Source organism: Paraburkholderia fynbosensis, from assembly GCF_902859935.1.
Classification (GTDB): domain Bacteria; phylum Pseudomonadota; class Gammaproteobacteria; order Burkholderiales; family Burkholderiaceae; genus Paraburkholderia; species Paraburkholderia fynbosensis.
Genome location: NZ_CADIKI010000003.1, coordinates 26,674 through 53,136 on the forward strand (window position 1 = coordinate 26,674; position 26,463 = coordinate 53,136).

A 26,463-nucleotide genomic window follows, 5' to 3' on the forward strand; every position below is an offset into this window, starting at 1 on the left:
TTTGCATGATGGGGATGCTAGGCAGCGGGAATTTTCGTCGCAATGTCAGTGCTGGGGCGCACCCGGCATCGGGCTTTGCATCATCGGATGGGCGGCCATCGGTTGCGGTATCGTCGGCGGATGAGCGACCGGGCCGACGGATGCACCGGGGGGCGCCTGCATCATCTGCTGCATGCGCGCTTGTGCGGCTTGCGCCTCGGCCTGCTGAAGCAACGGCAGCAGGCGGGGAAGGAAGGCACCGATCATCGTTTGCTCCCGATCACTTCTCGGGTGGCCCGGGTCAGGTCACCGCGCAGATTGAAATCGCCGCGGACCTCGCCAGCCTTGCGGCCGACGCTCTCGTTTCCAACCTCGGTATAGCCGTTGCGCTTCAGGAAGTCGCGGTGCGCGCTGCGGCTGTTGATGACCGGCGCTTTACCGGTGGCAACGTCGACAGCGACGGCCTGATAGGGGCCGATGTCGGGCGCCACCATAGGCGCCACCACCTTACGCGCCATGACAGTGCCGCAGCACGACGGAAGATCACGGTCACGCTCGGCGATTGTGCGGTAAATGTCACGCTCCTGGCCGCAGCCGGCCGAGCATTGCAGCGCATAGATGGGCATCAGTTCACTCCTACGGTTGCGCTCGCCGCGGCGCTGGCCTGCGCTGCATCGAGCGTGGATTGGGCGCCGATTTCAGCAACTTCGATCTTCGCGGCGTTGTTGAGCTGCGCGATCATCAGAGAAAATGCCTGCTTCATGCGCTCTGTTTGTTGCTCCATTTCCATGCGCAGTCGATCGGCGACCATCTGACCGTGCTGCTCCATGGCATTGCGCTGAGCCTCAAGCCGCTGCTCCTGTGCATCCTGCTCAGCCTGCGCGCGCTGTTCCGTCTGTGCGACCCACGCGTCGAGCTGGGCCTTACGCTCGTCGTTCTGGGCCTGCTGCTGGAGTTTCGCCATTTCGATCTCGCCGCGCATCTGCTCGGCTTGCGCATCGCCCTGCTGCTTGCCGGCGGCGATCTGGAGGGCCGTATTGGCTTTGATCTGATCGGAATTCGGTTGAGGCGGCTGTTGCGCAGCCTGTTTCGCCTGCGCCTGGAGTTTGTCGATCGTCTCCTGGAAGCATGCTTCGAGCGTCTTGCCGATGGGGAACGCACGGACCGCAAACATGAGCATTTCGCCAAGCAGAGGCATCATGGCCGGCGGCGCACTGGATGCTGACTGTAGGAACTGGCCGACAGCTTCGAGGAACTGCGTGCGATCCGCTTTCTCCTGATTCTGGTCCATCTTCAGCGTCGAGTCGGTCTCAATGTCGAGACGGAAATGCCGCATGTTGGCATTGCGCAGGAGCGCGTCGACTTCTTCCCAGGTTGGCTCGATCGCAGGCTTCTTCATGTCGTCCGGCAATTCGCCGCCGAGCTTCTGGATCGCCGCCGCGATCTGCTTTTCCTGCGCGGTCATTAGCGGATATCCGGAGATCTCGGCGAGTGTCTTGATGTCGAACTGGTTGGCCAGCACCTCGGCCACCATCACGACGACGTCGCGCGCGAAGCGCTGCACCTCTGCCTGCATGTCTTCGAGGCGGATCGACGCGAAGTTGGCCTTGATCTGCTGCGCGCCATAGGTCTCGGCAGCATCTGTCGAGCCCCGGATGATGTCGGCCATGCTAGTGATTTCGTACAGGTCTTCCTTGACCTTGTCGCGCGCTTCGTACAGGTGGAGAAGCGTCTGCGCAAGATCCTGAATCGGCAGCAACTCGAATGCGCCTTTAAGACCACCCTTCTCCGCGAATGCCGCCCATGCATCGACAGGAACGAGCCGGTTTTCATAGCCGCCGGCGAGCAACTGCTGAAGGCCGGGCACGCTCGCATCATAGACACCCGTCGCGCGGATCGCGCGCGTGAGCAGCGAAATGCGGGCCGTCAGGTCGTCCAGCTCCTGCGCCTGATCCTGATACATCGCATAGTCCGGCACCGGGATGATGCTGTCATTCGCGAGGTTCGGGAAAATGGGCCGCGGGCATGGAAAGAAGTTTTGCAGCCCAAGCATGTCCGGGCGCTCGTCGAGCGTACGCGTGGCAAAACTCTTGGAAATCCAGATAACGCGCTTGGTTGCCTTGTCCCAGATCTCGTAAATCCGCGCCTTCTTCTGGTATTCAGTGACCTCCTGCCCCTTCAAATCTTCCGGCGAATAGTCGAGCGGAATCTGACGCCCGATTTCTTCGCCGAAGCGCGCGACGCATTCCTTGCGCGTGAGATAGCAGATGCGCCACACAGCCGGCACTTCCTGCCACGTGCGCGCGATCACATGCCCGAAGTCGCTCCAGTGCACATAGTCGATGTCGACCTCTTCATATTCGACATTCTCGATCGGCTCGCCCGACGAGGCTGTTTGAGGCACGTTCGGCCCTTCATTCGCCTGCGCGTCGTCGTCGATCTGAAGCCCCTCATTCGCGATCTCGGTCCCCAGCGCGACTGTCTCGGCCTCGGCAAAGTGCGGGACATACCGAATCCAGACCACGCCGCGGCCCGGCAACAGGCGGTCAGTCACGCACTGGCGCGCTGTCAGGAAGAAATCTTCCTTGTCGAGTGTGAACGATGTCGCGCGCTCGAGCACTTCGCAGGCAATACGGCCGACCGGGTCAGCATCGAGGAATCGCCGCTGGAAGTCGGGCTTCGGATTGCGCGAATAGAGCGCCGGCAGCAGTGTCTGGATGTTCGACCAGAGGATGTTGTATTTGGCGACCTGACCTTCGCTCTGGTTACGCTCGTCCTTGTAGCGCCGAAGGATTTTCTTCGACTTTGTCTCCCAAGTCGACGCCTTCTGCTCATACAACTCAATTTCCTTGACCCAGCGATCGACGACGTTCTCACCCGGCGATGCGACGTTTCCTGCGGCCTGACCATCCATGACGTTGCTCATCGTTTATCCCAGATATTCAAGACGTGCGCGCACCGCATACTGCATCGGTGTCGCACCCGACGACGCATAATTGCTCGTCTGATACTGGATGGTCGTACCGGCCTTCACATACATCATCTGAGAGCCAAGTCCGAACGCCCCGGGCGCGTTTGCTGTATTCGTTGGCGTCATTGTGATGGCTGACAGCGCAACGCCGGAGTCGTTATCGGTCCAAGTCACTCCGACATTGGGCAGTGCAGATGACGTCGTTGCAGCTTGGGTTACGACGGCCTGCACTGATACCCGATACCAACCTGCCCCACCCGCCGGAACGGTGTAAAGCGTTGTCGGCGAGACATTCGCCGCCTGCGTAAGTTGAGCGGCCGAAGCTATCTGAACCGGAACACCCTCTCCCACGAGCGTCAGGCCGCCGTATGAGGTGAGCGCATTGGTGATTTTCGCGAGCGTCGGGTTCGGGTATGTGCCGCCAAGGTCACCGCCGGCCGCTCCAGACGGTGGAAGACTGCTTGGCCCTTGGCCTTGAGCTACGGCGCGCAGTGTCATTGTCCGTCTCCCACAACGATGCGAAGCGTTGACCCCGCAGCGGCGCCTATGACGCTCAGCTGCGTTACGCCATCGGGCACCGTGAATGTCTCGATTGTGTTTGCGAGCATCGGCACCCCATTGGTCATCGAGAGCGACGCGGACACACCATACGACCATGCGATATTCGCCGACCCATCGACGACCATGCGCATGGTGCCCCCTTGCACCGGTACTGCGGGCAAATTGATCTGCTGCACGGAGGTCGTCACAGCGATCTGTGCCTGTGCGGCAGGCGTGGCGCCTTGTGCGCCACGCGGCTGGAACATTCCCAAAGGTTGAGTCATATACGCTCCCGAACGGGTGTTTGTGATGAGGTGGCCGGCCAGAACACTTCCTTGGCGGTGAGGTCATGCAGGAAGCGCGGCTTCTCGGCTGGCTTCTCGGATTCAGGGTTGCGCCATACCAGCGACAAATAGCGGAAGGCGTCAGAGGCGTGGCTCGTCCAGTCGTGCACCGGGTTGTCGGTGAAGATTTTCTTGTCCTCGTCCCACTCGCGGCGATAGTTCTTCAGCGACTCGATGCCGTGCGCGCAGCGCTTCTCGTCGAACCAGCAGTGCTTGAGGGTCGCGCGGGCAGACTGGATTCCATCCTGAAGGCTGAGACTCGGCGTGATGCGCGACTTGACGCCAAAGTCGCGAAGCTGCTCCAGACCGGAGCGTGGCGAGGCGAAAGTCTTCGGCTTCGCATCGTGCGGCAGCCAGTTCAGGCCATAGCGATACGCGATACGGTGAGAATGTTCGGGAATCGGTGCGCCGAGTGTCCATTTCACCGGCTTGCCGTTGACGCCGTATTCCGTGACCTCGATCTTCCGGCCGTGCAGCGCCTCAGCGTAGTGGATCGGATCTTTGCCGGATGCCGCGTAATGGTCGATCAGGCGGATCTCGCCCCATGCGACCTGATAGAACCAGATCGAGGTGTCGTCAGTGCGTCCAATATCCCATGCGGTGAAGACGGGCAACGAGGGATCATGCGGCACATTGCCTATGCGCCCTTCACGCTCGGCGTCGGCCATTTCGCCGCCGTAATAGGCGCCCAAGATCGCCGCGTCGAAGCTGCACATCAGCTCCTGCTCGAACATCGCGTTGCCCTGATCCTTGCCGTACATGCTGACGTATTCGGCGCGCTGTTCCTCAAGCTCAGCGAGCGAGAAGCGGCCGGTTTTCAGCACATTCGAGACCTCGGCGAACCATTTCGGGTTGCCCTTCGCCATCTGATACATGGAATGCGCGTGATTCTTGCCGCGCGGCGTCGTGATGAACATCGCCCAGCCGCCATTTTCGTCAAGGATCGGCTTCAGATACGCCCAGGCGGCCGGATTGCACAGTGCCCATTCGGACATGACGATCCCCGCCGGCGGTGAACCGACGAGGCTGTTGAAGTTGTCCGACCCGAGCACCTGCCACGTCGAACCGCATGTGAACTCGATGAACATGTCCTGCTCGCGCGTGCGCTTGCGCAGCTCGTGCGGGAATGCTTCGTCGATGCGGCGCTTGCCAGTGTGCGGGTTGATCGCATCCCAGATGGCCTTGCGTGCCTGTGACGCCTGCGGCAGCAGATGCCAGTAACTGGCGACACGGTCGTGCGCAGCGACGGCGGTCCAGTGCAGCGCGACCTCATCCTTGCCCCAGCGCCGATGCGCAATGTCGATCGCGCGCTTGCAGCCGCCGAGCATGCGGTTCCAGAGCCGTCCCTGGTAGATGCGCGGCGTCCAGTTGTGCGGGAGGTCGATAGTCGTGCTCACCGACGTCTCCGCGAGGCGCCAAGCCGTTCATCTAAGTGGTCGCGGTCGTCGTTCATTCCGGCAACTCCTCGACGGGCTGCATGTTCAGGCGCACGCGCTCGACCTGGAGCGGCCCACCATTCGGGCCACTGTGCTCGAGCTTGTCGCGCAGCATGCCGAGATGCCGCATCGCGTTGGTCAACGCGGTGTTCTTGTCCGACACCTTGTATTTCTTAGTGAGGCTGCGCAGCGCGCGCTTTTCGCCTTCTCCCGCGAATTCCTCGGTCACATCAAGACCAGCCAGAGCGGCCGCCGTGTCGTCATCGAGCTCGTTAATCGGCACCGGGTTACCGTCCGCATCGAACAGCCGTCGAGGGTCGAAGAAGGCGATCCGCCCAAGCTCCAGAAGCACGCGATCCTGCGTGATCTGGGTGCGCTTCTCGCGCTTTTTCATCGCCTCAGCAATAGCTTGCTGAATGTCAGGTTTGGAAAGGTTCTCGGATGCGATGGCACGCGCCGTCCCTTTGCTGTATCCGGCACGGATCGCAGCTTGGGTTGCGTTCAGGTCGACGAGATATTCTTCGACGAAACGCGCCTGCTTGGGCGTCAGATCAGGCATCCGAGAATCCCGATTACAGAAGCGAGACGAGCTTTTCGAGCTTGGCGACGAAATCACCTTCGGCGACGCTCATGCCGTTGCGGATGCTGTGCAGCATGCCGCTGGCGTGTTCCTTGATTTCGGAGAACAGCGACGGCTTTGTGGCAGACCCGGCATGATCGACCGCAGCGCGGTAGATCGCCTCCAGATGCGGCGCGATGGTCGCCGGCAGCGCCGAAGCATCAACGACCGTGGCGGCCGAATTTGCGGCGTTGCTCGATTCGCCAAGGTCCGATTTCACAATCTCCGCCGAGGTGGAACCGCTTGCGGGCATGCCGACCACAACCAGCGCATTGACGTTTCCCGCTTCACCTTCCGTCTGCACTGCGGTCGGCAGTTCGCTAACCGGGGTATCAGTCGTGGGCACGGTCGTATCTTCGGTCATCGGGTTTTCCATCACATGCTCCTAGGGTTGGACAATTGCCGCGCGCCAAACGCAGCGTTCTGGAAACCTCGGAGCCAGGTCGCGAATTGCGCCGACGTGATCGGATAAGGGCACGTCTCGCGGTCCATGCCGCATTCGAACGCTTCAGCCCCTTCCTGCATCAACTGGTCAATTTCGTCGCGCGACAGCATGCCCGGCTTCATCTGGTGATGCCGACGATGATAGGCAGCGGGAAAATCAGCGGCGCACCGCCATGCAGAGGCGAGGCAGGCGCATGAGGTCGTAGCCGACAAGTTCGCCGGGCATCTGTGCCGGATGGAGACGCCGGTCGGCGATGAGAGAGGGCTTGATGATCCAGTACATGCGCCGGCTCTCCAGTTGCCGCGGCTCGCGCTTGCTCTGAGCAACGCCCTCCGCGATGAGCGTTTCGAGCACCGCAGCGATAGCAGCTGGCGACGCATCGAAGATGCACGCGAGCATTCGTACGGAATACGGTTTGCCCGAGACCATGAATGCTCTCAAGTCTTCGATCGAGAGCGTGAGTTGGTTTTTTCGTGGCCGCATGAACTTCTCCCCGTTGGTTCTGATCGTGTGATCTGGCCTGACGACGCTGCTGGCACCCACGATTCGAATTCTTGGCGCGTGCATGTAGCGGTCGGTTTCACAGCTTCACAGTGAAATGCTTTCGATCCGGATGCTCTCTGAACGAAAACTCATGCGAACTCCTGCTGCGTGGATTGATTGAACGGCACGTGCACATATGGGCGGCGTTGGCTGCTGGTGCTGAACTGCATGCAGGCGCGGTTGAAGAACAGCGCCAGCTTTCGATGCTGCGTCTCACCGTTCCGGTTTTTGTGGAGCTCGAGGAACGCATCCGGTTCGTCGTCGGCGGGATCAAGGTCCTGCTTCTGTGCCGACCACACGGCAAAGACGTTGTCCGCGGCGTCGGTGATGATCCCGCTACCCGATACGTCCTGTTTGCCTGGCGTGCGGCGCTCGTCGACGGACTTGCGAGGATGCGCGACGAGGTGCACATGAACCCCGTTCTGGCGAGCGAATCCAGCCAGCTTGCGCATCACGTCCTTCTGCGATGTCATCGAGCCCGGCCCATCGGCCTGCACGTCGGTCATCATCAAGCTATCGATCACGACGTGGCGGATGCCGTATCGCTTGTAGCCATAGTTGAAAACCGTCAGCAGGCGATCAATCGATGCGGAACCGACGAGCGCGAACAGCCACATGCGATCGCGCAGCCATTCGGCCATGTGGTCGAGGTAGGCCGGTGCCGGCCGGTCAAGGCCGCCGAGCTGCTTCGCCATGCGTTTGCCTTGACGCTCAGGTGTCATTTCGCCGGAGAACACGCACACACGCTCGCCCTGCTCCATAACGCCAATCAGCACCTGATTCAGCAGCAGCGACTTGCCGTGGCCGTTGTAGCCCGTCCAAACCGTTACCTCGCCCGGTCGGAACTCGAACCAGAACTGCTTGGTGCCGCAGAACGTCAGAAACGGGTTGCCGATCTGGTCGTCGGCCGGATAGAACAGCGCCTTAACGCCAGACCAAAAATCGGAGATAGACCGCAGTTCCTCAGGATCAAAGGTTCGGGCCTCGGCCAGGCAGCGAAGAAAGTCCTCGGCAGCCGCGCCGGTGCGCAGATAGTCGTTGGCGTCCTTCGACGTGCCGAAAACGACCACCTTGCATCGGTCGAGGCCCAGCCGGTTGGCGACTTCTTTGGCGCCCTTCTGACCAGCCTCGTCGTTGTCGTAGCAGAGGTAGATTTCGCTGAAGCGCTCGAGCTTCGACCAGTCGTTGTCGATCCATTGATGATTGCCAGCGCCGGCATTGACCGACAGCGCCGGGATGCCGACCTGATGCAACGACATCGTGTCAATCTCGCCCTCTGCGATCGCAATCACACGCTGCGACGGATCGATCAGATGCCAGCCGAAAAGGCACGGCTCGGCGCCGCCTTCCTGCCTCATGTCCTTCTTGTCGGCGACGTTCCGATACTTGGCGTTGATGAATTCGCCGTCGCGCTTGTACGGAAAAACCGCATACGTCGCAGCGCCCCGCGTCTGCTCAGCGACCTGGAAGTCTGCAACCGTCTTTTCGGTCAGCCCGCGATCGGAGAGCCAGTCGCCCACGATGTTCGTCGGCCGATGACACTCCGGCTTTTTCGGGCGCTTGTACGTCGGCGCCTGGCGCACCGGCATCTCGTCACGCACGCCAAGGAAAGCCTTGGCGTCGCGCATAGCGTCAGCAACGGACACCATCCGGCACTGGCACCAGAGGTCGAGCAAATCGCCAGCATCGCCCGCGTTGAAGTCCTTCCAGACGCCGCGCTTGGCGCCGGAGAGGCAGACCGACAGGCTGCCGCCAGCTTCACCACCAACGCCGCCCACCTTCCATTCCTTGCCCGACTTCTTGCCCTGCGGCAGCAGGTGCTCGACGATCGTCGTCACGTTTTCGGCCATGTACGCGGCCAGTTCTTTCGCGTTCATGCCAGCGCTCCATCGATCACACGCTTGCCGTTGCGCCACAGGTGGGCGTATCGCTCGCTGCAGCCCTCGTTGGTCGCCTGCCATTCCTTTTCGAACCCGGCACGGCGCCACCAGCTCAGGCCGGCAGCTTCCGTCGGTGCGGATGCAAGGTCTGGCTCACCGTCGAAGTGATGGTCAGGGCCGAAGAACGTCGACGCCATCTTCACGAAGCGCGTGCCGACGTTGCCCGCGTCAACCACCTGCTTCGCGTAGCGCTTCACACCTTCGATCATCGAAGTGGCAGCGATGCCTTCACGACGCCGCGTATCCCATGCCTTGCGCGCTGCAGTTTTCGAGTTGCCGCCATCACGCTTCGGATACAGCCGCCACGCTTCTTCGAATTCTTCGTCCGCGACTTCCGCAGACTTTTTCGCACGAGAGTGTTTTATGTCTTTTGGAAGGTTGTCTTTTGTGTGTCCCGATTTGGGACTATCGACCTGTCCCGTTTTGGGACAGGTCCCGCTTTGGGACACCTGTCCCGATTCAGGACACCCATGTTCCAAAATCAACAACTTACCGTGGGGGTGTCCCATTTCGGGACTAGTCCCGTTTTGGGACAGGGGGTGTCCCGATTCGGGACTAGTCCAAGACGTGTAATCCTTGTTCAATTCGACGATCGAGCCGTACTCGCCGGCAACCTTAAAAATCACGTTGAGGGCAGCGAGTTCGTTAAGCGCGCTCGTCACGTGATTGCGCTGCACGCCACACAAAGCACTGATTTGCGACGCTGAAACGTCATCGCGCTTTTTGTTGAAGCCGTATGTTTTTCGCACGATTGCGAGAAGAACCTTGAGTTGGCGTGCGGTGAACGGGTAGCTCAAGACAGCGTCGTAGAGCTCGTTCGCGATCTTGATGTGGCCATCTTCGACCTGTGGAGACGCTGACATGTCGATGCCCTCAGTGACGCGCCAGATCGAACCAGCGGAAGGCGCTGCTGACCAGTGCGGCCGGCACAATGCCGCGACTGTAGCCGGCCATCAGCATCCGTTTGACGTATGTCTTCATGCTGTGAGCCCCAATGCACCTTCGAGCAGCCGCATCTGGGCTTCGCTACGCGCGTTGATCTCCTGCCGCATCAGATACCAGCAGCGGGCCCGCATGAGGCGAGTCTGCGCCGCGCACATAAGCTCGCCCAGGGCTCGGATGCGCAATTCGCGGGCATGATCGACGAGCGGGCTGCCAATCAGCGGCGCCTCGGCAAGCGACGTCCGGACTGACCATGAATGAAGACGGATTGAGCCGATATTGCGCTGCCGGAGTGCGGCGCGGCGCGAGCGAATCGCGCGCTCCTGAATGGTCGCCATGGCAGACCTTAAGCAGCGTCTTCGGCGTAATTCAGCGGATCAGCGATCCAGCGGAGGACCTGCTCGTTGCGATAGACAGCGCAGGTCTCCGAAAGCTTGATGGGCCGCGGCGCTTTGCCGGCAAGGCCCAGCTTGCGCCACGTCTCGCGGCCAATCGGGAGGAACGGCTGGATCTGCGGCCACTTGGACAGGCCAGTGGCCGGCAGGATGGGCGGTTGCGCCGGGGAGGTTTCAGCAAGGTTTGACATTCAGCCACCTAAATCGTGAGAGTTGGTGGACGAATGTTATTTAGAGGGTACCTGCAAACAGCTCAATTGAGGTAATTTTCGCCTCAATTGCGGTGAAACTTCACGTGGCCTTTCGTTTGCGATCGGCGGTTGCGGCCGCCTCTTTAAGGATATCGTTTACGGTGTTCACAGAAACGGATGCTCCTACCTGATCTGTGAGCACCGCTACTGCCTGAGCCCGCTTGTATCCTTCTGGAAGGCGGTCCTCAAGTGCGCCGACCAGCGCCGCAATTACTGACAGAAGGGAATTCCTCGCCCTCGTGTTCAAGGGGCCTTCGCGTTGTACACGATCGACATCACGCTTATTCTTAAGCGATTCGAGTTCAGCAACTACCTTCCGAAACATCTGGTCGCGTCGATCTTCCTCTGCTTCGAAATATTCCGTTAGCGCCGCCTGCCCGGTTTCGGTCGGCTCGACCTCTATGGGACTTGGCATACGGTGCGCAACAATGTCTTCGGCGACAGCAGTTGCAAACTCATGTTCATCGAGCTCGTAACGATCCCACCAGTCTCCCAAGCCAACATCATGCTCATCGCACCAAGCCTTAACGTCCACGGAGGAAAGCAACGTGTAGATAGGGTCGAGTCGGTCTTCAGAATTGCGAGCCGCGACGACGGGCTTAATCCTGCCCGAATCAAGAGCTTTCAAAATTCCCTTCTCAAACTGATCGCGAACTGACTTCAGTTTCCCTTTTGGCTCAAGGAGTGGAGACGTCCCGGGAGCCCAATCGCCATCATTCGGAAGTTCAGACTCAAGCTCGCTTTGATCTCGAGAGTCGTTATCAATCGCGATCAACAGCGAAGCTTCACGTACCGAGATTGCGAAGAACATATCGCCATCCAACGCGAGCGATTGGTACAGATTTTCGTATGGCATTCCGCGCCCCTTATCGCGCACCCTTATCTGAGATACCGCGCCAACAGGGTAAGGGAACCCTGCTTTCGCCCCGTCGAGCTAGGCGCGGTTGCAAACGATTATGCCACCGAGCGATGGCTGTCCAATCAACGTAATCGCGCAGTGATCACTCTGATTGTCAGCAAGAGATGATGGGCGAGCTCGTCGAACATGGCCTGTACTTCTTCGCGTGAGTTGGGCAGTTGGACCTGGCCACTGACTGCCGGCGAACGTCGCGCTTTCAGTTGGTAGACATCTGCACGGGGCAGTGCGGGTACCGGGCCGCGCCGACGGCGCCTTTTCTCGATCTGGAGATAATGAACGTTGTCATTCATGGCAGGTCCCCAGGCGGGATAGGCAGGCATACAGCACATCACGTGCGGCTTCTACCTCGCCTCGAAGAAACGGCAGCAGTTTGTCCAGAAACGTCTGCAAGGGCTCGAAGTCTTCATGGTTGTGCGCCGCGTCTCTGACCCAATCCAAAGCATTGAGAAGTAGCAATGCATCTTCTGCGGCGTTGACGCCGTCGCGAGGGATTGGTCTTACGCTGTCCGGTTGCGCGCACGTGGTCACACCGTCGATTGGCTCACGCATGACGGGCCTTGTGAACGAGATCCATCAGGTTCGTCGCGAGCTTCTCTACGTCAATGTCCAGGTCAGTCACGGTGCATTTGACAGGCAAACCGTCCGCCGGGTCTTCATCCAGCGCTGCACGCATGAAGGCAAGCACGTTATGTATCTTCCATGCGAAGCGAGATTCGTCGCAAAGAAACTCGTCTACGCGCGCCAGCGTGCGCGTATCTTCGGCGAAACGCTTCACGCCTTCGGTCAGCCCCTCGAAGAACTTATTTCCCATAACGTCGACCAACTCTCCGAACTCGTCGTCGGTCTGACCGACAGCGACAGGGACGTTAACGTTGACCCAGTTCATCCAGAGGGTGTCTGCGACTGCCTGGACGGCAGCACTGTCAGCGAGAATTTCTCGACCAGCATCGCGTGCACATTCGATCGCCTCTTCGCGAGGAAGGGACGCGATATTAATGAGTGACTGTTTGCTTTGCTCGGGACGAGCGAAAGGTTGGGATGTGTTTGAACCAGGCATCGTTGCCTCCTACGTTGAATAGAAAGCCTGCCATCTCATCGCCAAATGAGGGTGGGCAGGCACATGATGAGGTTGGCGAACCGGAACGTAGGCACCGGCATACCCGAGGGTATCCCCATCATGGCCCACCCATAGAAAATGGGTACACGATGATACAACGGACGAAAAAATACCGCCAGGTGGCGGTCGTCCGCCCACGTTACACAGGTCGCCAAACCCGATCGCTGTTGTCTCAGCGATGAGGGAAGATTAGTGGGCTAGCGCGCAGACGTCAAGAAGATTTTTTCCCGGTCTCAGATCGATTAGGCATGCCTAAGAGAAACAAAAGCAATGCTTCTACTCATCGATGAATAGAATGCTAGGCAGGAGCGTATAGCCCTCTCAAGCCGCATTAGCTCGCTGATACCTTTACGTACCGAACACTAAACGCATCAGCATTGAAGTTTAGTGTACTTACAACTTTCGGTTGAGTTCACTAAACATCGGGCCGCTCAGGCCACCCGCCACTCGCCTGCGGTTGTCGCAAATTGTTTTTAGCGATGGCATGTACGTCTATCGTCGTTCGATTTCATCACGCTGCGCTCGCCAAAAAAATATCCTAGAGCGGCTTCGAATCGTCGAGGCACAACAATGGAGATCGAAGATGCAAAGATCGGAGAGCCAGCTTCATCCTCCCCGAGGGTCACTCATTGCAGCCTGCGAAATGTGCGCTGGCATACGGTCGGCTGAGGCAATTGCGACGCTAAGCCAGAAAGACTTAGGGGGACCGAAAATGTGTATCTGGGACCAATGGGCCGGAGTTAAACCATGACATCCGCAATTGAGCGCGAAAATCAGTGCAAAAAAACGATTAAGGAAAGACTTTTAAAAATCATCGTTGAGCATCCCGGCTCAACAAGTGCAGAGCTTGTTTGCCTGTTCGGTGAAGCGATAAAGCCTAGGAAAGTCTTAGACTCGCATATAAAAAAAGGACTGGTACGGGCCGAGCAGGTGGCGGATGAAAGGCGTGGCTGGTTGAATATTTATATCGCTGCCGAAGAACTGGTCGAACGCATCGACGAGACAAATGCGTTTCGTGCTGATTTACGGTGGACGAAAGCACGACGAGATGAACTTACCAACCGCTTCCCACATGAGACATCGGAAGCGTTAGCTCGCGCTTTTTCCACGACTGTAAGAGCTATCAACACGATGGCTCACCGGCTCGGGCTTCCGCGAACTGGCCGACCAATGCGGGTCCGAAAAGATGCTCACTTGCGGAAGTCGTGGTCCGATGCAGAGACGATCGAACTCGTACGACGATATCCCAACGAACACAACGAAACATTGGCTCGGGCGTTTGGGGTCACTCGTAGAAATTTGGAACGCAGGGCAGCCGCGCTCAAGCTTCGGAAAGCTTTTGGGTTCACCTCATATCCGACTGAGTTGCAGGAAGTCATCAAACTGAACAACCGACTGAAGAGAGAAATACATGAGCGACATAAGAAAACTCCGTGAGCACCTTTTTTCGACGCTCGAAGGCCTGATGGACCGCGACAAACCTATGGAGATCGATCGCGCGAAAGCCGTGGCGGAAATCGCCCAGGTCATCATCAACTCGGCGAAGGCCGAGACGGAGCACGTCAAGGTGGTGGGAGGCAAAGCCACCGAATTTATCAGTGGTCCGGGCACTACGACACATCGCCTCGGCGGCTGATTTTCCATTCCGTCGATCATCGTCAGCTTGACATAGGGATCAAGAGCGATGTCGACGGTGGGGTCGCGAAATGCAAGCTCTATCTTTTGATGGGTCCAGTTCGGCGCGAATGTTCTATTCTCGCTTGACGAGGTATGCGAGCCTACAACGAGATCAGCACTGACAGCTTCTCGGTCCCGATGCAGAAACGCGCGGGAAAATGGGTGACTGACATCCGGGACGTGGCCGAACATTTAGACGCCGAGCGTGCTGCCACCGTCGCCGCGCATAACAATCGCTATCCGAATTCCATTACCAACAATTGGAGTGCGCGCAGTTGCACGCCGGTCTGACATTCAAGCGACGAGGCAAGGATGGGGAAAACGAAGGTTGGGCACTGGCTGCCGCTGGAAGAAGCCGCTACCATCATGAATCGCAGCCTTAGAATAATCAAAAGCCAGATGCGAAATGGTCGCATTCAGCGCGACCGGCATTTCCGTCGTGTCGGTGACGGACAGTTCGAACTGAATCTCACCGAGTATCTGGACTGGCTTAACGAGGAAAAGGAACGCCGCAAACTTCCCCTCCTCGAACGCGTACGCCTCAGCATTGAAGATGGCGACCGAAAAATCATACAGGCAGTCGCGGCAACACAAAAGAAGGTGGCCGCTCCGGCAGAGGCGCCGGAAGCAAGCGAAAGGCGCGGGCCTAAGCTGATACCGCTCAACGTGTGGGCAGAAGAAATGTTCGGCGGATACGCTCCGCCGGTGCGCACACTTCGAAGCTGGATCAGGGCGGGAAAGATTTATCCAATGCCTGTAAAAATCGGGCGCTCGTACTTTGTGAAGCCCGATGCAGAATACGTCGATCCTCTCGTGCAGAAGTTCAGACGCTCGATCGGCAGATACTGACCAATCGGGGAGATCGTGGAATTCGTCGCTCTGCGTGCCGTATCGCGTGGACCTATATGGACGGACGTCGGCGGTTCAGGGCCAAGGAATTCGACGCTGCGCCGAGTGAGGCTGAGAGCAATGACAGTGCTATCCTCACCGCGCGAATGCATCGCGGAGACACTTGAAGTGAAAAATTGGCGATCTGTACTCGGGATGCTTGGCGGCATTATCGCCGTCGTCATCGTTTCAGCGTATGGCGCGACTTCGCTCGGTAAAAAGCCATACGATCCCAGTCTTATGGCAAGCTGGGTCCAGGCCGTTGGTTCAATTGCGACGATTCTGGGGGCTATCTTCGTAGGCCGCACTCAATCCGAAGCACAACACAAGTCCGCCCTTGAGGTTCAGCATGCGGCCTTGCGTCGCCGATGGGCGACAGTAAAAGCGCTACTGGACCCCCTGTATCAGCAATGCATCGACATTGAGAATGCCTTTGACGGAGATCACGACTTCGGGAATCTTAGTTTTGCCTTGAGGTACGACTCCACGGCTTTCGAAGAAGCCCTCGATCGACTTCGATCTATCCCACTATTCGAGTTGGATTCAGACGTCCTTGTTACGTCGATCATCGGCGTGGGCGACTCAGCTCGCTCGCTCAAAATGTGGATCGTCGAGGGCCAGCGACGCGCACTCGGCAAACCCACGGGGCTAGATGCATCAGACGCCCAAGTAAAAGATGTTGCGCGCGATCAGTTAGCAAGGATCAAAAAGCACTATGCAGCGGCGGTGATGGTCGTGGGGGGCAAGCCGATTACGGCACCGCGGCCTCTCTGGCAATACGCCCCCTGATTAGATCGCATGAAGACCGGGCTCGAGAGCATAGGCGAGGCGGTAGGTATTCGCGTTTGAGCGGATGACCGTGGCTTATGCTCCCGTTACGGCTTGAATACGGGAGGTACTAGAGCACCTACTATCGACGCGGACCTTTCGCAGGTCTTCGTGACGTCGAGAAACTGCGTGTCGGCCGCCTGAGGATCACGCTCCATTTGAAGTGCTGCTTGCATTGCGTCGCGCTCACACCTCTGTTCGGCCGGCAAAACGACGCCAAGCATGAGCGCCGAATAACCGATAGTCGTTGCCTCGTAAACAAGAGCGGTGGCTGCTGCCGCTGCTCCGATTGCTTTGAACATGTTGCGCTCCGATTAAGGGGACCGGATGTCTTAACGACCACAGTGTTAGAAACTTGAGCGGCGGTGAAGTCGGGCGAATTCCCGTAACTGCGTCGGCGTCTTTGACCGGCTACTGCTCGATGTACGTCCGCCGCTCAGGAAACTGCTCGAAGAAGCTTTCGCTCACGTAAACCAGACACAGGATCGGCGAACTCACGTTGGTGGTCATTCCTCGCTAGTGGACGATCGTTAAGCACAGGTCGATGCCTGTGATGCCCGTCCATGCCGTAAAGTCATCAGCAAAGTCCGCAACGCTTCCGGGCGGGACACGAAAAAATTATCGGTTCCGTCGTTCAAGCCGCGAAGAAGACAGCCGGGCTCACGTGGAATCGCTTGGATAATTCACTGATCTGTCGCGTGTTGAGTTCCCGTTTGCCGTTCAGGATTTCCGACACTACACCCTGACTGCCGATCTCTGGCAGATCGGACTGGCGCACGTCGTTTGACTGCATCAGGTAACGCAGCACATCCGCCGCAGACGCTTCTGGCAAATGGTGATGCCCAGAATCGTATTCACTTACGAACTCGCCGAGCGCGTCGACGAGCGGAGCAAGCTTGTGATCTTCATCCGCAGCTCCCGCGTCGAGAAGCGCGTTGAGTGCCCGAACCGCGAAATCGTATTCGCGTTCAGTCGTGATGGGATGCAGCGGTACCTTCTGGGAAATGGCCTCGAAATGCGCGGCCAGTTCATCAATGTCCTCCCGCGAAAAATTCAAGGTTTCCATTTGTCATACTCCTTGTGCGTCAAAACATGCCGCACATATAGCTTTTGCGTATCAAAATGTACTGCAGCGATCAACCGATACTTGTTGCCAGCGATGTCGAACACATAAAATTTTCCTGCCTTATCCGTCGCATTGAATGCCTGTTTCAGATCGGCGTAACAGGCGAAAAAACCTGCCTCGATCGTCCTGCGCCACATCTGAAGCGGCGTCCCAGCGTCCGGGTATCTGGCAGCAAAGTCGACCAATGTCTTGTTTGAAATCACTCGCATGACCGGACGATATCTCAGTTTGAGATTTGACCAAAGGACTGTTACAAACTCTCAGTGGTGAGCCACACATAGCGCTCACAGGTGCCATCAGTCAGCCACGTTCACTCCGACCCCAAATCGCTACGAAGCTCTTCTGGACCCACTGGAACCGCACCCGTATTTCCTTAGGAGACGGATTTTAGGGGCATTGGTGGGGGCATAAAAAATCGGAAATTCCACGAAGTGCCACGCCAGTCTTGACGTATGAATTCTGTCAGGGGGACCAACTCGCTTTCCAGCGTTTCCCAAGTTTGCCTCGAAAGCCCCGTATGCCTTGTGCTGCGGGGTTTTTTGCTGCCGTTCTTTGCTGCCGTTGATTACCCACGCACACCCGCCGCTTCAGTCCAGCAGAACTGGATCGAAGCTCTGCAGACCGAGGACGGCGCTGCATACCTCCGGGCGTCCGGACGGCGCAGAACCGAAGGAAACTCATCTCGCGCTGCTCCACGAGTTCCCCCTCCAAGTCATCGACGCCCCCCCCGGAGGCAGTCATTCAGGACGCAGGCGCCGGATCCGGCGTACGCGAAAGCGCAGCGTTGAAGACAGGCGCCAACCCCGTACTGTCCAGCCCGCGCATGAACTCGGCGATCCGCTGGTGCAAATAAGCCTGCACGTCGACATTCCCGTACTCGTAAAATCCGCGGGAGTCGCGTAATCCATCGCGGCCGTCGCGCATGTTATCGACCACCCGCTGCGCCGGCAAAAAGCGCGGATCGATTTGCCGCGCCAGATAATCCGATGCGTAATACAGAATGTCGCAACCACCCCAGTCGATAAATTCGAGCAGGCCCAGAACCGAAAATCGCAGGCCGAAGCCGGTGCGAATCGCGGTGTCGATATCTTCCGCGCTCGCCACACCTTCTTCGACCATCCGCGCGGCCTCGTTCATCGCCAGCGCCTGAATGCGCGGCACGATATACCCTGGTGATGGCCCACACACCACCGGCACCTTGCCGACCCGCTTAAGCAGTGCGACGACACCTTGTACGGCGCTGTCCGCGGTCTGCGCGCTACGGCTGATCTCCACCAGCGGCATCAGGTGCGCGGGATTCAACCAGTGCGCATTGAGTACGCGCTCCGGATGCGCAACGATACGTTGCAACTCCGTAACCAGAAATGTCGACGTAGTCGACGCGATCAAAGTCGTGGCGTCGACATGCTCGCAAAGCCAGTCGAAGGCGGCCTGTTTCGCTTCGATGACTTCCGGCACCGCTTCGAATACGATCGCGCTTTGGCCAAGCGTTACCCGCGCGCCCTCGCGATCCACCACGACGATGCGAGCCAGCGCTTCTTCGGCTTGCGCATCGGTGATACGCGCGAGGCTCACCAGCGTGCGCATTTGACGCGCAATCTCGCCGCGTGCTGCGGCGGCAAATGCTGCACGCGCGTCGGCATGGCGCGTCTTGAAGTCGATCAGCGTGACACCCAGGCCGGCATAGGCGAAAGCCAGCGCCATACCTTGTCCCATGCGTCCGGCCCCGAGAATATGCACTTCCCGAATCGGATCGGAGCCGCGCATCACGCGATGCCTCGCTTCAGGAGGGTGGTCAGCGCATCGCGCGACAGGGACGCGATGCCCAGTTGCTCGAACGTGCGTCCCTCGCCATAAAGATCGCGCTCCGAGACCGCGGACGCGATATTCAGCAGGCCCTCGGCGAGCGGCGTCGCGACGCCCGCCCAACGCCCGGCCGACACCAGTAGCGACAAGCCGAGCCGCGTATCTTCGAGCATGTACCGATGCGTCTTCAGATCGATATCCTCGCGCCAGTCGCCGCTGTCGGTCAGCTTGCCGTGCGCACCGCGCCCGTACATCCACTCGTCGCCGTCCGGCGCGTAGTGATCGGCGAGCGGGAAATGCGGCGCGCCATAGCCGAAGGCTTCGCGCACCGCCATACGTTCCGCGTCGAGTGCGTTCGTCACGCGACGGATCGACGGTTGCGTGCCTTCATTGTGAATGTCCCATGCGTCGAAATGCTCCAGCGGGCCCGCATTCATCATGATGAGCGGCGGATGGATCACCGGTCCCGCGTTCATCAACGCACCGCTTAGCGCATCCTCGATCCGTTCGACGGAGGGATAAGCCGCCTCGAGCACCGCAAACGCCCAGTCCGAAAACGCGCCGGGAAACACGCCGGTCGGCAGGCGCGTGGCGTACGCACTGATCACGACGCGATCGTCGCCATGCTTGCGGGCCAGGTACGGCAGCGTCCCCGTTTCGGCGAACGCGGCTCGGGCGGTGTTGCCGCTCTCGTGCATCGCCTTCGCGAACACGTAGCTGCCAAAGGTGCCCGGCGGCAGGAATACCACCTGATCGTCGGCAAGGAGCGGCGCAAGCTGGACCGCGAGCGCCTCGTGCGTCGTCGAAGGCAACGGAATGACGATCAGGCTCGCGCCCCGCACGCCGTCGTCCAGCCGCTCGACGATCCGCACCGCGCCCTGCCCGTCACCCATCGGCACCTCGCGTTCGCCGCGAAAATCCTTCACACGCAGTGCGCCGCGCTCGCGCAACTGCGCGGCCGACGCCGTATCGCGCCGCCACCATGTCACACGATGCCCCTTCTCCAGCAAATCGACCACCGCCGCATAGCATCCGTGACCGCCGCCCAGTACGCAGACATTCATCGTCATTCCCCCTGTTTCGATAACTGTCAGATTACGTGGCCGGCGAATCCGCGGCGCTTCATCTCGCGCAATCCGCATTCAAATCCGGCAACTCACTGCACAACGAAACAATGTTGTCCGCGCGGCGCCATCCGGGTCGATCCGTTCTTGCACGATTAAATTGAACGACGCATCATCCCCGGGGCACCTGCCTGGCGCTATACGTTTCGAGGCCTCTGAATGGAAATCGCGATTTCACGCAAACACCGCAACCGTCTTGTCGCATCGCATGGCCGCGAGGATGTCGAACGCGAGGTGTCGCAGGTGCTTTGTCCGCACAGGATGGAAGTGGCCGGGCGCGGGCCGTTGAACGCTGAGTTGTACGGCGTGGCGCTGCATCAGACGAGCTTGCTGGAGTTGCATTACGGCAGCGAAACGCAAATCGACGCCGGCGATCTCGGCGATCATTATCTGTTCCGCACGACACTGAGCGGACAATGTTCGCTGCAGTCGAACGGCGAGCGAGTCGCATTGCGCGCGGGCGGCCTCAGCGTATCGTCCCCGCAACGCGCGAGCCGCATTGTCACCGATCGGGAATGCCGCAACCTGTTGTTGCGAATCGAGCGCCGCGCACTCGAAGTCAAACTCGCGGACATGCTGAACGACAGCATCAGGCAGCCGCTCATCTTTGACCTCGCGGTGCCGGCCGGGCACCCAGGCGCCGCCGTCTTTCTATCGACGCTGCGTTATTTGTGCACGCTCTGCGATCATTTCGACGAACCCGCGCAGGAGCGCATGTTCGGCAACGACTTCAGCCAGTGGCTCGCCTCCGTGCTGCTGAGCCAATTGCCCCATTCGTACAGCGCCGCGCTCGCAAGGGCGACCTCGGCACCGTTACCGGTGCATGTGCGCCGCGCGCGCGATTACATTCACTCGCATCTGGACGAGCCGCTGCGGCTCGACACGCTGGCGCGCGAAGCGGGCGTATCGCCTCGCACGCTGCAGAACGGCTTCACGCAATTTCTACAGATCTCGCCGGGCGGCTATATCCGCGAACGCAGGCTGGAAGCCGTGCATCGCGCGCTGCAGGCGGCGCCGGATCGTTCGGTGACGGATATCTTCATCGAGCACGGCGTGCACAGCTTTGGGCATTTCGCCAAGGCCTATACGCGGCGCTTCGGGTGTTTGCCGTCGGCCACCGCACGGCAGCGCAAGCGCAATTGATCCCCCGTCAGCTTCACATTGCCCGCCATGTCAGCGCAGAGTGAGCCGTCCGGGCGGCTGCTTCATGCCGGCGAACTGTTGCCTCTGAGCGCAACGGACTCCAGCGACACACTGCGCGTACAGGATCTCGATCTGAATCTGCTGAAGGCATTTCACGCCGTTCACGTCGAAAAGAACGTGGGCCGGGCGGCGCTGCGACTCGGCATCACGCAGCCTTCGGTCAGTCATGCACTCAGCCGATTGCGCCTGGTATTTCGCGACGCGCTCTTCGTGCGCACGCCGGGCGGCGTCGAGGCGACGCCGCGTGCGCAACGACTCGCCGGTTCGATCGACCGCGTGCTGCGGATTCTGCAAGAGATGCTCGATGAGAGTGCGCAATTCAGTGCGTCCACGTCGCGGCGCGTTTTCCGTCTGCATATGAGCGATTTCGCCGAAAGCGCATTCCTGCCGACGCTGATGCGCGAACTCGATACGCGCGCGCCAGGCGTCGTCATCGAAACCCATCATATCGACGACAGCCAGTTCAACGTCGCGCTCGAATCCGGCCGCATCGATTTCGCACTCGGCTATTTTCCGCATGCGTCGAGTCACTTTCATCACAGCGAGCTGCTGCACGAACGCTATGTGCTGCTGACGCCGCGCCGCGTCGCCGAGCGGCTCGCTCTCGACGAGCACTTCACGCTGAGCGCGAATGCGCCTGCCGGCCTGCGCTTCATCGCGGTCACGTCGCATTCGCAGGCCACCGAACTGCTCGAACGCAACGGCCTCGCGTCGCGCGTGCGAATCGCGGTGCCGAATTTCATGGTCGTCCCGGCGATACTCAGCCGCTGCGACTACGCGCTGATTCTGCCGCACACGGTGGCGCGCGCGTTTTCGACGCTCGGCGATTACGCCGTGTTCGAAATCGACGACGCCGGCATGTGGCCCGTCAATGCGTACTGGCATCGCCGTTTTGACGCAGACCCCGGCCATCGCTGGCTACGCGGCCTATTGATGGAACTGTTCCGCATCGGCGCACGCGAGCCTTTCGACAGTTGGCTCGGCACACCAACCGAGGTTCCGGGCGAGACACCGCCCGACGCGTCATAACGCTGCACGGCGGCCTGCTCAGAACGACGTGAGGATGCCGGCAACCACCGAACTCGCGGTCGCTCCGGGCTTGGCGACGGGCATGCCGCCGCCTGCCGCCCCGTTGACGGTGAACGATGCGTGCTCGCCGTTGCGAACCATCGCGGCGCCCGTATAGAGCACCGTGCGTTTGGACAGCGGGTAATCGACTCGCACACCGAACGAGTCGGCATTGCCTTCGCTGTCCGCGACCTTGCGATAATGGCCGTAGCTCAGCAACACGAGCGCGCGTCCGAGCGGAACCGTCGCGTCGAGTTCGAACAGGTCGTTGTGGGGATTCGAATACGCCGCGGTGCCGGCCGTCGCGACATCCGGGCCGCCGCGATGCCGCATATAGATAAACGCCGGCTTGATGAAGCCAAAGTCGTACGAGATGCCACCCAGCGCGTAATTCCCCGCTGCCGTCTGACTGCTCGCATTCAACGCTGCGGCACTCGCAGGGCTGAAAGTCTGTTGCATGTAGTCGAGATCGACGGACAAAGCGCCGTGAACATAATTGAGCGACGCGCCATAGGTATCGCCGAGCGTCGATGGCAAATTGGATGCACCGTTCGCGCCACGCGCGGCAATCGCCTTCAGCACCAGGCCGCCGATACGCGGCGACACATAGCGTATCGAGTTGTTCACGCGCAGAAATGCGGGTCCGACGAAGTTATTCGCGGCATTGCCCCACGCAAGACCCGCGCCGTTGCCGGGCAAGCTGTACGTGATGAACGACGTATGCAGCACCGTGTAATTCACGCCGGCTTGCATCGTGCCAAACGGCCCCGTCAAACCGACCCACGCTTCCCGGCCGAACAGGGCGCCGTTGTTGCCGAGTGCCCCGTTGGCCGAATTAAAGCCGTTTTCGAGCTTGAAGATCGCGCGATAGCCGCCCCCGAGATCTTCCGTCCCCTTCAGGCCGAACTGGGTGGCGAAGATATCGCCGCTACCCATCCGCACCGCATGCGAGGGACCGAAGTTCGTCAATTCGATCGACGTATCGACCCGTCCGTACAAGGTCACGCTCGATTGCGCTAGCACGGGTGCCGCTGCCACGCAAAGCAGCGACGCGCTCCACTTCCAGTTGGTCATTCCTGTGATCCCGGCGAGAAATTGTTTTTTTGTGCCGTGCATTCCTGTAGACACGGCGCGACTGCTCTCCGTGATTCATCGTGTGTTTCGATGAATCAGAAAAACGAGGCGAGTCTAGAAAGACCAATTTCGACCGTCGATCAATTCACCGATATAACACTTATAGATAGCGCGCATAACTCGTCGCGCGCACCGCGCTCCATGGGTTCGAGCCTTGTGGGGCGCGGGCCGGAGACCTGTCTCCTGGGGAAAGCTTTAGCCGGTTAGGGAGAAGCGGCAATGTCGCTGAAGGCATTGCGCATATGTTCCGGAAATTTGTTTACGTACGCTGCATTTCCGGACCGCCCGGTGGTGGCCCTTCACGCTGCGTGACAGCGCACGTCGCCGTCCCGCACGGCTGAACCCCGAATACTGGAGAAACCGAATGGCCGCATCAACGAGCAGCACGCCCGCGAGCAGGCGCTACACGTATGAATGGTACGTGGTGCTGATTTGCATGCTTGCGTATGTATTTTCCTTTGTCGACCGCCAGGTGCTCGCGCTGATGATCGAGCCGATCAAGAAGGACCTGCATCTGAGCGACACGCAGTTCAGTCTTCTGCAAGGCTTTGCGTTTTCGCTCTTCTACGCGGTGATGGGCATGCCGCTCGCGTATCTCGCGGACCGCTTCGCACGGCCGCGCATCATTGCGACGGGGATTGCGCTATGGAGTCTCGCGACGGCCGCGTGCGGCATCAGCCAGAACTTCGCGCAGATGTTCCTGGCTCGGTTGAGCGTCGGGGTCGGCGAAGCGGCGTTGTCTCCCGGCACCTATTCGATGCTGAGCGACTACTTTCCCAAAGAGAAACTCGGACGCGCGGTGGGCATCTATTCGCTCGGCTCGTTTATCGGCGGAGGAATGGCGTTTCTGATCGGCGGCTATGTGATCAACCTGCTCAAGCAGGTGACGACCACGACCGTTCCGCTGCTCGGCGACGTACGCTCATGGCAACTGACGTTCCTGATCGTCGGCCTGCCCGGCTTTCTGGTGGCGCTGCTTTTCATTCTGACGGTGCGCGATCCGCAACGCAAAGGCCTCGTGCGAGACAGCGCAGGCGAGGCGAAGCGCGTGTCGATGATCGATTCGCTGCGATTCATCCGCGAGCACGGCAAAACCTTCGCATGCCACTACCTGGGTTTCTCGTTCTACGCGATGACGCTGTTCTGCCTGATGAGCTGGACGCCCGCATTCTATATTCGCCACTTCGGACTGTCGCCGGTCGAAGCCGGCTACACGCTCGGCGCGATCCTGCTGATCGCGAATACGACCGGCGTGTTCTGCGGCGGCTGGCTCAACGACTGGCTGATGACCAAGGGCCGTACCGACGGCCCGATGCTGGCGGGCACGATCGGCGCAATCGGTATGCTGGTGCCCGCTGTCGTGTTCACGCAGGTGAGCAGTCTGACGGTGTCGCTAGGCTTGCTCGTGATCGCGATGTTCTTCGCATCCTTCCCGATGCCGACATCCACCGCCGCCATGCAGACTCTCGCGCCCAATCAGATGCGCGCGCAGATTTCAGCGGTGTTCCTGCTGATTTCAAATCTGATCGCACTGGGAATCGGCACGACGCTGGTGGCCTTGCTGACCGATAAGGTATTCGGCTCGCCCAAAATGGTGGGCATGTCGATGTCGGTCGTCAACCTGCTTGCAACGTTGCTCGCGATCGGACTGCTATGGTTGGGCTGCAAGCAGTTCCGCTTGAGCGTCGCGCGCGAAGCCAATGGAACGGCGCGGGCACATGTCGCGGAAGTTTTCGGCGACGAAGATCGGACCGGTGCGAGCGCAGCGTTCAAAACGACCGGGGTTTAGAACCCGCAGAAGTGGACATGCGCGCGCTTTGCCGCGCTGTCCCGTGGCTCAAGGGGCTTTTCCCAACCTCATGCCATGTGATGACCGGTTTGCTCCGGCCTGTGATCGCGCTGATGATGGGTGAATTCCGTCAGAGGGCCAACCCATCGCCCGCTTCGTCGCTCGGCGAGGCGCTTACGCCTCACCGCTTCACTCCCGCCACCCCACGCCCGGCCTGCTGCATGGCCATCCATCTCGCGACAGCGCGGCTCGCAGGCCGCTCGATCCATCGATACGAAGCGAGACCAATCACGACCGACACCACCACAACAATCCCACACATCAGATCACCCGGTACGCGATGCTGCGCATCCACCGCCTGCAAGACCCTGACGACGACCGGTATCGAGAAAAGATGCGTCAGGTACAGCGAATAAGACGAATCGCCGATCCGTTCAAGCCACGTGCTCCAGCGCAGCTTGTTCTCGAACGAAAGCCCGGCCACCACCACGGCCAGCGCCGGCAAACCGAAAACCAGAAAGCGGTTCGCATCCGTGAGGGTCGGCGCGAATGCGGCGCCAGCGGCGGCTGTCGCAAGCAGCAGAACAACGGCTGCGGCCGCCGGCACCGTGCGCCCCGACGCGTACAGCGTGCCGACGCAACAGCCGAACACAAACTCGAGCACCAGCGGGTTGGTGTAGAACGCAAACGCGACACCTTCGCGAGGCAGCAGATGCAACGCCGACGTGAGCATCAGCAACGCACCGACAGCGAGCAGGCGGTGACGCGTCGCGCACATCGCCACGCCGAACACGACGTAAAACCACATCTCGTAGTTCAAGGTCCAGCCGACGCCAAGCACGGGCGCGGCGATGCCCGTCGAGCTCATCGACGGCAGAAATACAAACGAGGAGAAGGCGTGCCACGCCGTGACATGCGCATGGTCGAATGCATCGGAAGCGCCCGGCACAATGGCGACGAGCGCAATGAAAAACGCCGTGAGAAGCCAATAAAGCGGAACGACTCGCGCGATGCGCGCAAACATGAACGACCTCGCCGACGCCAGGCCGGGCGGCACGCCGTGAGTCACGAGCGCCATCACGAATCCGGAGATCACGAAAAAGACGTCGACGCCGATTTCGCCATAGCGCGACACATGTGGGAAGACATGCGCCGGCCAGCCGTGCGAGACCACGATGCCGTTGGTATGAAAAGCGACAACGCCGAGCGCGGCGAGCGCGCGCAAAGCCTGGATCGATCGATACTTCCTGAAACTTGCCATTCCCTTGCGCTCGACGTATTGAGTAGGGCGTCATCGTAGCCCAGACAATCGCAGCACGTGTCGACGAGCGGTTCAGCTGGTTCAGCCTGGCGCGTTCGACACTCGCGCAAGAAGGCGC

General features: G+C 59.8%; 33 protein-coding genes. 8 read left to right on the forward strand and 25 right to left on the reverse strand.

Going from position 1 to position 26,463, the window contains the following annotated elements; genetic code table 11:
• Nucleotides 1-45: 45 nt before the first annotated feature.
• The 18 genes from HV770_RS05765 to HV770_RS05850 form a co-directional block, all read right to left on the reverse strand.
• On the reverse strand, nt 46-246 hold the full coding sequence (locus tag HV770_RS05765) for a hypothetical protein (RefSeq protein WP_175158509.1): 201 nt from the start codon (nt 244-246) through the stop codon (nt 46-48).
• Nucleotides 243-605: an FmdB family zinc ribbon protein gene (locus HV770_RS05770; protein WP_246290729.1), complete on the reverse strand. Its 363-nt coding sequence runs from the start codon at nt 603-605 to the stop codon at nt 243-245. Before HV770_RS05770 ends, HV770_RS05765 begins: the two co-directional genes overlap by 4 nt.
• Nucleotides 605-2,905, reverse strand: a complete 2,301-nt coding sequence (locus tag HV770_RS05775; RefSeq protein ID WP_175158510.1) for a molecular chaperone — start codon at nt 2,903-2,905, stop codon at nt 605-607. Before HV770_RS05775 ends, HV770_RS05770 begins: the two co-directional genes overlap by 1 nt.
• A gap of 3 nt (nt 2,906-2,908) precedes the next feature.
• Entirely contained in the window at nt 2,909-3,448 is a 540-nt protein-coding gene (locus tag HV770_RS05780) for a hypothetical protein (RefSeq protein ID WP_175158511.1), read from the reverse strand.
• Nucleotides 3,445-3,774: a hypothetical protein gene (locus HV770_RS05785; RefSeq protein WP_175158512.1), complete on the reverse strand. Its 330-nt coding sequence runs from the start codon at nt 3,772-3,774 to the stop codon at nt 3,445-3,447. The genes HV770_RS05780 and HV770_RS05785 overlap by 4 nt, the downstream gene beginning before the upstream one ends.
• On the reverse strand, nt 3,771-5,231 hold the full coding sequence (locus HV770_RS05790) for a hypothetical protein (RefSeq protein WP_175158513.1): 1,461 nt from the start codon (nt 5,229-5,231) through the stop codon (nt 3,771-3,773). Before HV770_RS05790 ends, HV770_RS05785 begins: the two co-directional genes overlap by 4 nt.
• Before the next feature lie 52 nt (nt 5,232-5,283).
• A complete protein-coding gene (locus tag HV770_RS05795) occupies nt 5,284-5,829 on the reverse strand; it encodes a terminase small subunit (protein ID WP_175158514.1) in 546 nt (181 codons plus the stop codon).
• Nucleotides 5,830-5,842: 13 nt separating this feature from the next.
• On the reverse strand, nt 5,843-6,265 hold the full coding sequence (locus HV770_RS05800; RefSeq protein WP_175158515.1) for a hypothetical protein: 423 nt from the start codon (nt 6,263-6,265) through the stop codon (nt 5,843-5,845).
• Entirely contained in the window at nt 6,265-6,456 is a 192-nt protein-coding gene (locus HV770_RS05805) for a ribosome modulation factor (RefSeq protein ID WP_175158516.1), read from the reverse strand. Before HV770_RS05805 ends, HV770_RS05800 begins: the two co-directional genes overlap by 1 nt.
• A gap of 34 nt (nt 6,457-6,490) precedes the next feature.
• The gene (locus HV770_RS05810; protein WP_175158517.1) at nt 6,491-6,877 is read right to left on the reverse strand and encodes a FeoC-like transcriptional regulator; all 387 of its coding nucleotides are present in this window, start codon (nt 6,875-6,877) and stop codon (nt 6,491-6,493) included.
• A gap of 89 nt (nt 6,878-6,966) precedes the next feature.
• The gene (locus tag HV770_RS05815) at nt 6,967-8,727 is read right to left on the reverse strand and encodes a toprim domain-containing protein (RefSeq protein ID WP_246290730.1); all 1,761 of its coding nucleotides are present in this window, start codon (nt 8,725-8,727) and stop codon (nt 6,967-6,969) included.
• Nucleotides 8,728-8,750: 23 nt separating this feature from the next.
• The gene (locus tag HV770_RS05820; RefSeq protein WP_175158519.1) at nt 8,751-9,680 is read right to left on the reverse strand and encodes a replication protein; all 930 of its coding nucleotides are present in this window, start codon (nt 9,678-9,680) and stop codon (nt 8,751-8,753) included.
• A 114-nt stretch (nt 9,681-9,794) separates the two neighbouring features.
• The gene (locus HV770_RS05825; RefSeq protein WP_175158520.1) at nt 9,795-10,097 is read right to left on the reverse strand and encodes a hypothetical protein; all 303 of its coding nucleotides are present in this window, start codon (nt 10,095-10,097) and stop codon (nt 9,795-9,797) included.
• Between the two features lie 8 nt (nt 10,098-10,105).
• On the reverse strand, nt 10,106-10,345 hold the full coding sequence (locus tag HV770_RS05830) for a helix-turn-helix transcriptional regulator (protein ID WP_175158521.1): 240 nt from the start codon (nt 10,343-10,345) through the stop codon (nt 10,106-10,108).
• Nucleotides 10,346-10,445: 100 nt separating this feature from the next.
• A complete protein-coding gene (locus HV770_RS05835; RefSeq protein ID WP_175158522.1) occupies nt 10,446-11,261 on the reverse strand; it encodes a hypothetical protein in 816 nt (271 codons plus the stop codon).
• Between the two features lie 125 nt (nt 11,262-11,386).
• A complete protein-coding gene (locus HV770_RS05840; protein WP_175158523.1) occupies nt 11,387-11,614 on the reverse strand; it encodes a hypothetical protein in 228 nt (75 codons plus the stop codon).
• A complete protein-coding gene (locus HV770_RS05845) occupies nt 11,607-11,873 on the reverse strand; it encodes a hypothetical protein (RefSeq protein ID WP_175158524.1) in 267 nt (88 codons plus the stop codon). Before HV770_RS05845 ends, HV770_RS05840 begins: the two co-directional genes overlap by 8 nt.
• A complete protein-coding gene (locus HV770_RS05850; RefSeq protein ID WP_175158525.1) occupies nt 11,866-12,381 on the reverse strand; it encodes a hypothetical protein in 516 nt (171 codons plus the stop codon). Before HV770_RS05850 ends, HV770_RS05845 begins: the two co-directional genes overlap by 8 nt.
• Before the next feature lie 807 nt (nt 12,382-13,188).
• Here HV770_RS05850 and HV770_RS05855 point away from each other — a divergent pair.
• The 5 genes from HV770_RS05855 to HV770_RS05875 all read left to right on the forward strand — a co-directional run bounded on the left by HV770_RS05855 (nt 13,189) and on the right by HV770_RS05875 (nt 15,795).
• Nucleotides 13,189-13,878, forward strand: coding sequence for a hypothetical protein (locus HV770_RS05855; protein ID WP_175158526.1), 690 nt, complete (start codon nt 13,189-13,191; stop codon nt 13,876-13,878).
• A 28-nt stretch (nt 13,879-13,906) separates the two neighbouring features.
• Nucleotides 13,907-14,077, forward strand: coding sequence for a hypothetical protein (locus HV770_RS05860; RefSeq protein WP_246290731.1), 171 nt, complete (start codon nt 13,907-13,909; stop codon nt 14,075-14,077).
• A gap of 134 nt (nt 14,078-14,211) precedes the next feature.
• Nucleotides 14,212-14,409 (forward strand): hypothetical protein, encoded by a 198-nt coding sequence (locus HV770_RS05865; protein ID WP_175158528.1) that lies wholly within the window; start codon nt 14,212-14,214, stop codon nt 14,407-14,409.
• A gap of 21 nt (nt 14,410-14,430) precedes the next feature.
• On the forward strand, nt 14,431-14,967 hold the full coding sequence (locus tag HV770_RS05870) for an excisionase (protein WP_246290732.1): 537 nt from the start codon (nt 14,431-14,433) through the stop codon (nt 14,965-14,967).
• Nucleotides 14,968-15,087: 120 nt separating this feature from the next.
• Nucleotides 15,088-15,795, forward strand: coding sequence for a hypothetical protein (locus HV770_RS05875; RefSeq protein WP_175158529.1), 708 nt, complete (start codon nt 15,088-15,090; stop codon nt 15,793-15,795).
• 86 nt (nt 15,796-15,881) lie between these two features.
• Here the strand turns inward: HV770_RS05875 and HV770_RS05880 are convergent, their stop codons facing one another.
• The 5 genes from HV770_RS05880 to HV770_RS05900 all read right to left on the reverse strand — a co-directional run bounded on the left by HV770_RS05880 (nt 15,882) and on the right by HV770_RS05900 (nt 19,830).
• Entirely contained in the window at nt 15,882-16,136 is a 255-nt protein-coding gene (locus HV770_RS05880) for a hypothetical protein (RefSeq protein ID WP_175158530.1), read from the reverse strand.
• A 332-nt stretch (nt 16,137-16,468) separates the two neighbouring features.
• A complete protein-coding gene (locus HV770_RS05885; protein WP_046566361.1) occupies nt 16,469-16,900 on the reverse strand; it encodes a helix-turn-helix domain-containing protein in 432 nt (143 codons plus the stop codon).
• Nucleotides 16,888-17,169 carry a type II toxin-antitoxin system HigB family toxin gene (locus HV770_RS05890; RefSeq protein WP_175158531.1) on the reverse strand — a complete coding sequence of 94 codons (282 nt, stop codon included), beginning with the start codon at nt 17,167-17,169 and terminating at the stop codon, nt 16,888-16,890. Before HV770_RS05890 ends, HV770_RS05885 begins: the two co-directional genes overlap by 13 nt.
• 532 nt (nt 17,170-17,701) lie before the next feature.
• Entirely contained in the window at nt 17,702-18,727 is a 1,026-nt protein-coding gene (locus HV770_RS05895) for a 3-hydroxybutyryl-CoA dehydrogenase (protein ID WP_175158532.1), read from the reverse strand.
• The gene (locus HV770_RS05900) at nt 18,727-19,830 is read right to left on the reverse strand and encodes an NAD/NADP octopine/nopaline dehydrogenase family protein (RefSeq protein ID WP_175158836.1); all 1,104 of its coding nucleotides are present in this window, start codon (nt 19,828-19,830) and stop codon (nt 18,727-18,729) included. The genes HV770_RS05895 and HV770_RS05900 overlap by 1 nt, the downstream gene beginning before the upstream one ends.
• Nucleotides 19,831-20,049: 219 nt before the next feature.
• On the opposite strand from HV770_RS05900, the gene HV770_RS05905 reads away from it, so the two are divergent.
• A complete protein-coding gene (locus tag HV770_RS05905; protein ID WP_175158533.1) occupies nt 20,050-21,033 on the forward strand; it encodes an AraC family transcriptional regulator in 984 nt (327 codons plus the stop codon).
• A gap of 27 nt (nt 21,034-21,060) precedes the next feature.
• Nucleotides 21,061-22,122, forward strand: a complete 1,062-nt coding sequence (locus HV770_RS05910) for a LysR family transcriptional regulator (RefSeq protein ID WP_175158534.1) — start codon at nt 21,061-21,063, stop codon at nt 22,120-22,122.
• An 18-nt stretch (nt 22,123-22,140) separates the two neighbouring features.
• Here HV770_RS05910 and HV770_RS05915 read toward each other — a convergent pair whose 3' ends face one another.
• Entirely contained in the window at nt 22,141-23,235 is a 1,095-nt protein-coding gene (locus HV770_RS05915) for a porin (protein ID WP_175158535.1), read from the reverse strand.
• Nucleotides 23,236-23,659: 424 nt separating this feature from the next.
• Between HV770_RS05915 and HV770_RS05920 the strand changes: the two genes are divergently transcribed.
• A complete protein-coding gene (locus HV770_RS05920) occupies nt 23,660-25,084 on the forward strand; it encodes a spinster family MFS transporter (protein ID WP_175158536.1) in 1,425 nt (474 codons plus the stop codon).
• Between the two features lie 181 nt (nt 25,085-25,265).
• On the opposite strand, the gene HV770_RS05925 is transcribed toward HV770_RS05920, so the two are convergent.
• Nucleotides 25,266-26,345, reverse strand: a complete 1,080-nt coding sequence (locus tag HV770_RS05925; protein ID WP_175158537.1) for an acyltransferase family protein — start codon at nt 26,343-26,345, stop codon at nt 25,266-25,268.
• Nucleotides 26,346-26,463 lie beyond the last annotated feature (118 nt).

Bases quoted from the DNA above. Each gene is read 5' to 3' on its own strand.
- HV770_RS05765 (WP_175158509.1), bottom strand. From the start codon at position 246: ATGATCGGTGCCTTCCTTCCCCGCCTGCTGCCGTTGCTTCAGCAGGCC.
- HV770_RS05770 (WP_246290729.1), bottom strand. From the start codon at position 605: ATGCCCATCTATGCGCTGCAATGCTCGGCCGGCTGCGGCCAGGAGCGT.
- HV770_RS05775 (WP_175158510.1), bottom strand. From the start codon at position 2,905: ATGAGCAACGTCATGGATGGTCAGGCCGCAGGAAACGTCGCATCGCCG.
- HV770_RS05780 (WP_175158511.1), bottom strand. From the start codon at position 3,448: ATGACACTGCGCGCCGTAGCTCAAGGCCAAGGGCCAAGCAGTCTTCCA.
- HV770_RS05785 (WP_175158512.1), bottom strand. From the start codon at position 3,774: ATGACTCAACCTTTGGGAATGTTCCAGCCGCGTGGCGCACAAGGCGCC.
- HV770_RS05795 (WP_175158514.1), bottom strand. From the start codon at position 5,829: ATGCCTGATCTGACGCCCAAGCAGGCGCGTTTCGTCGAAGAATATCTC.
- HV770_RS05800 (WP_175158515.1), bottom strand. From the start codon at position 6,265: ATGGAAAACCCGATGACCGAAGATACGACCGTGCCCACGACTGATACC.
- HV770_RS05805 (WP_175158516.1), bottom strand. From the start codon at position 6,456: ATGAAGCCGGGCATGCTGTCGCGCGACGAAATTGACCAGTTGATGCAG.
- HV770_RS05815 (WP_246290730.1), bottom strand. From the start codon at position 8,727: ATGGCCGAAAACGTGACGACGATCGTCGAGCACCTGCTGCCGCAGGGC.
- HV770_RS05820 (WP_175158519.1), bottom strand. From the start codon at position 9,680: ATGTCAGCGTCTCCACAGGTCGAAGATGGCCACATCAAGATCGCGAAC.
- HV770_RS05825 (WP_175158520.1), bottom strand. From the start codon at position 10,097: ATGGCGACCATTCAGGAGCGCGCGATTCGCTCGCGCCGCGCCGCACTC.
- HV770_RS05830 (WP_175158521.1), bottom strand. From the start codon at position 10,345: ATGTCAAACCTTGCTGAAACCTCCCCGGCGCAACCGCCCATCCTGCCG.
- HV770_RS05835 (WP_175158522.1), bottom strand. From the start codon at position 11,261: ATGCCATACGAAAATCTGTACCAATCGCTCGCGTTGGATGGCGATATG.
- HV770_RS05840 (WP_175158523.1), bottom strand. From the start codon at position 11,614: ATGAATGACAACGTTCATTATCTCCAGATCGAGAAAAGGCGCCGTCGG.
- HV770_RS05845 (WP_175158524.1), bottom strand. From the start codon at position 11,873: ATGCGTGAGCCAATCGACGGTGTGACCACGTGCGCGCAACCGGACAGC.
- HV770_RS05850 (WP_175158525.1), bottom strand. From the start codon at position 12,381: ATGCCTGGTTCAAACACATCCCAACCTTTCGCTCGTCCCGAGCAAAGC.
- HV770_RS05855 (WP_175158526.1), top strand. From the start codon at position 13,189: ATGACATCCGCAATTGAGCGCGAAAATCAGTGCAAAAAAACGATTAAG.
- HV770_RS05860 (WP_246290731.1), top strand. From the start codon at position 13,907: ATGGACCGCGACAAACCTATGGAGATCGATCGCGCGAAAGCCGTGGCG.
- HV770_RS05865 (WP_175158528.1), top strand. From the start codon at position 14,212: ATGCGAGCCTACAACGAGATCAGCACTGACAGCTTCTCGGTCCCGATG.
- HV770_RS05870 (WP_246290732.1), top strand. From the start codon at position 14,431: ATGGGGAAAACGAAGGTTGGGCACTGGCTGCCGCTGGAAGAAGCCGCT.
- HV770_RS05875 (WP_175158529.1), top strand. From the start codon at position 15,088: ATGACAGTGCTATCCTCACCGCGCGAATGCATCGCGGAGACACTTGAA.
- HV770_RS05880 (WP_175158530.1), bottom strand. From the start codon at position 16,136: ATGTTCAAAGCAATCGGAGCAGCGGCAGCAGCCACCGCTCTTGTTTAC.
- HV770_RS05885 (WP_046566361.1), bottom strand. From the start codon at position 16,900: ATGGAAACCTTGAATTTTTCGCGGGAGGACATTGATGAACTGGCCGCG.
- HV770_RS05890 (WP_175158531.1), bottom strand. From the start codon at position 17,169: ATGCGAGTGATTTCAAACAAGACATTGGTCGACTTTGCTGCCAGATAC.
- HV770_RS05895 (WP_175158532.1), bottom strand. From the start codon at position 18,727: ATGCGCGGCTCCGATCCGATTCGGGAAGTGCATATTCTCGGGGCCGGA.
- HV770_RS05900 (WP_175158836.1), bottom strand. From the start codon at position 19,830: ATGAATGTCTGCGTACTGGGCGGCGGTCACGGATGCTATGCGGCGGTG.
- HV770_RS05905 (WP_175158533.1), top strand. From the start codon at position 20,050: ATGGAAATCGCGATTTCACGCAAACACCGCAACCGTCTTGTCGCATCG.
- HV770_RS05910 (WP_175158534.1), top strand. From the start codon at position 21,061: ATGTCAGCGCAGAGTGAGCCGTCCGGGCGGCTGCTTCATGCCGGCGAA.
- HV770_RS05915 (WP_175158535.1), bottom strand. From the start codon at position 23,235: ATGACCAACTGGAAGTGGAGCGCGTCGCTGCTTTGCGTGGCAGCGGCA.
- HV770_RS05920 (WP_175158536.1), top strand. From the start codon at position 23,660: ATGGCCGCATCAACGAGCAGCACGCCCGCGAGCAGGCGCTACACGTAT.
- HV770_RS05925 (WP_175158537.1), bottom strand. From the start codon at position 26,345: ATGGCAAGTTTCAGGAAGTATCGATCGATCCAGGCTTTGCGCGCGCTC.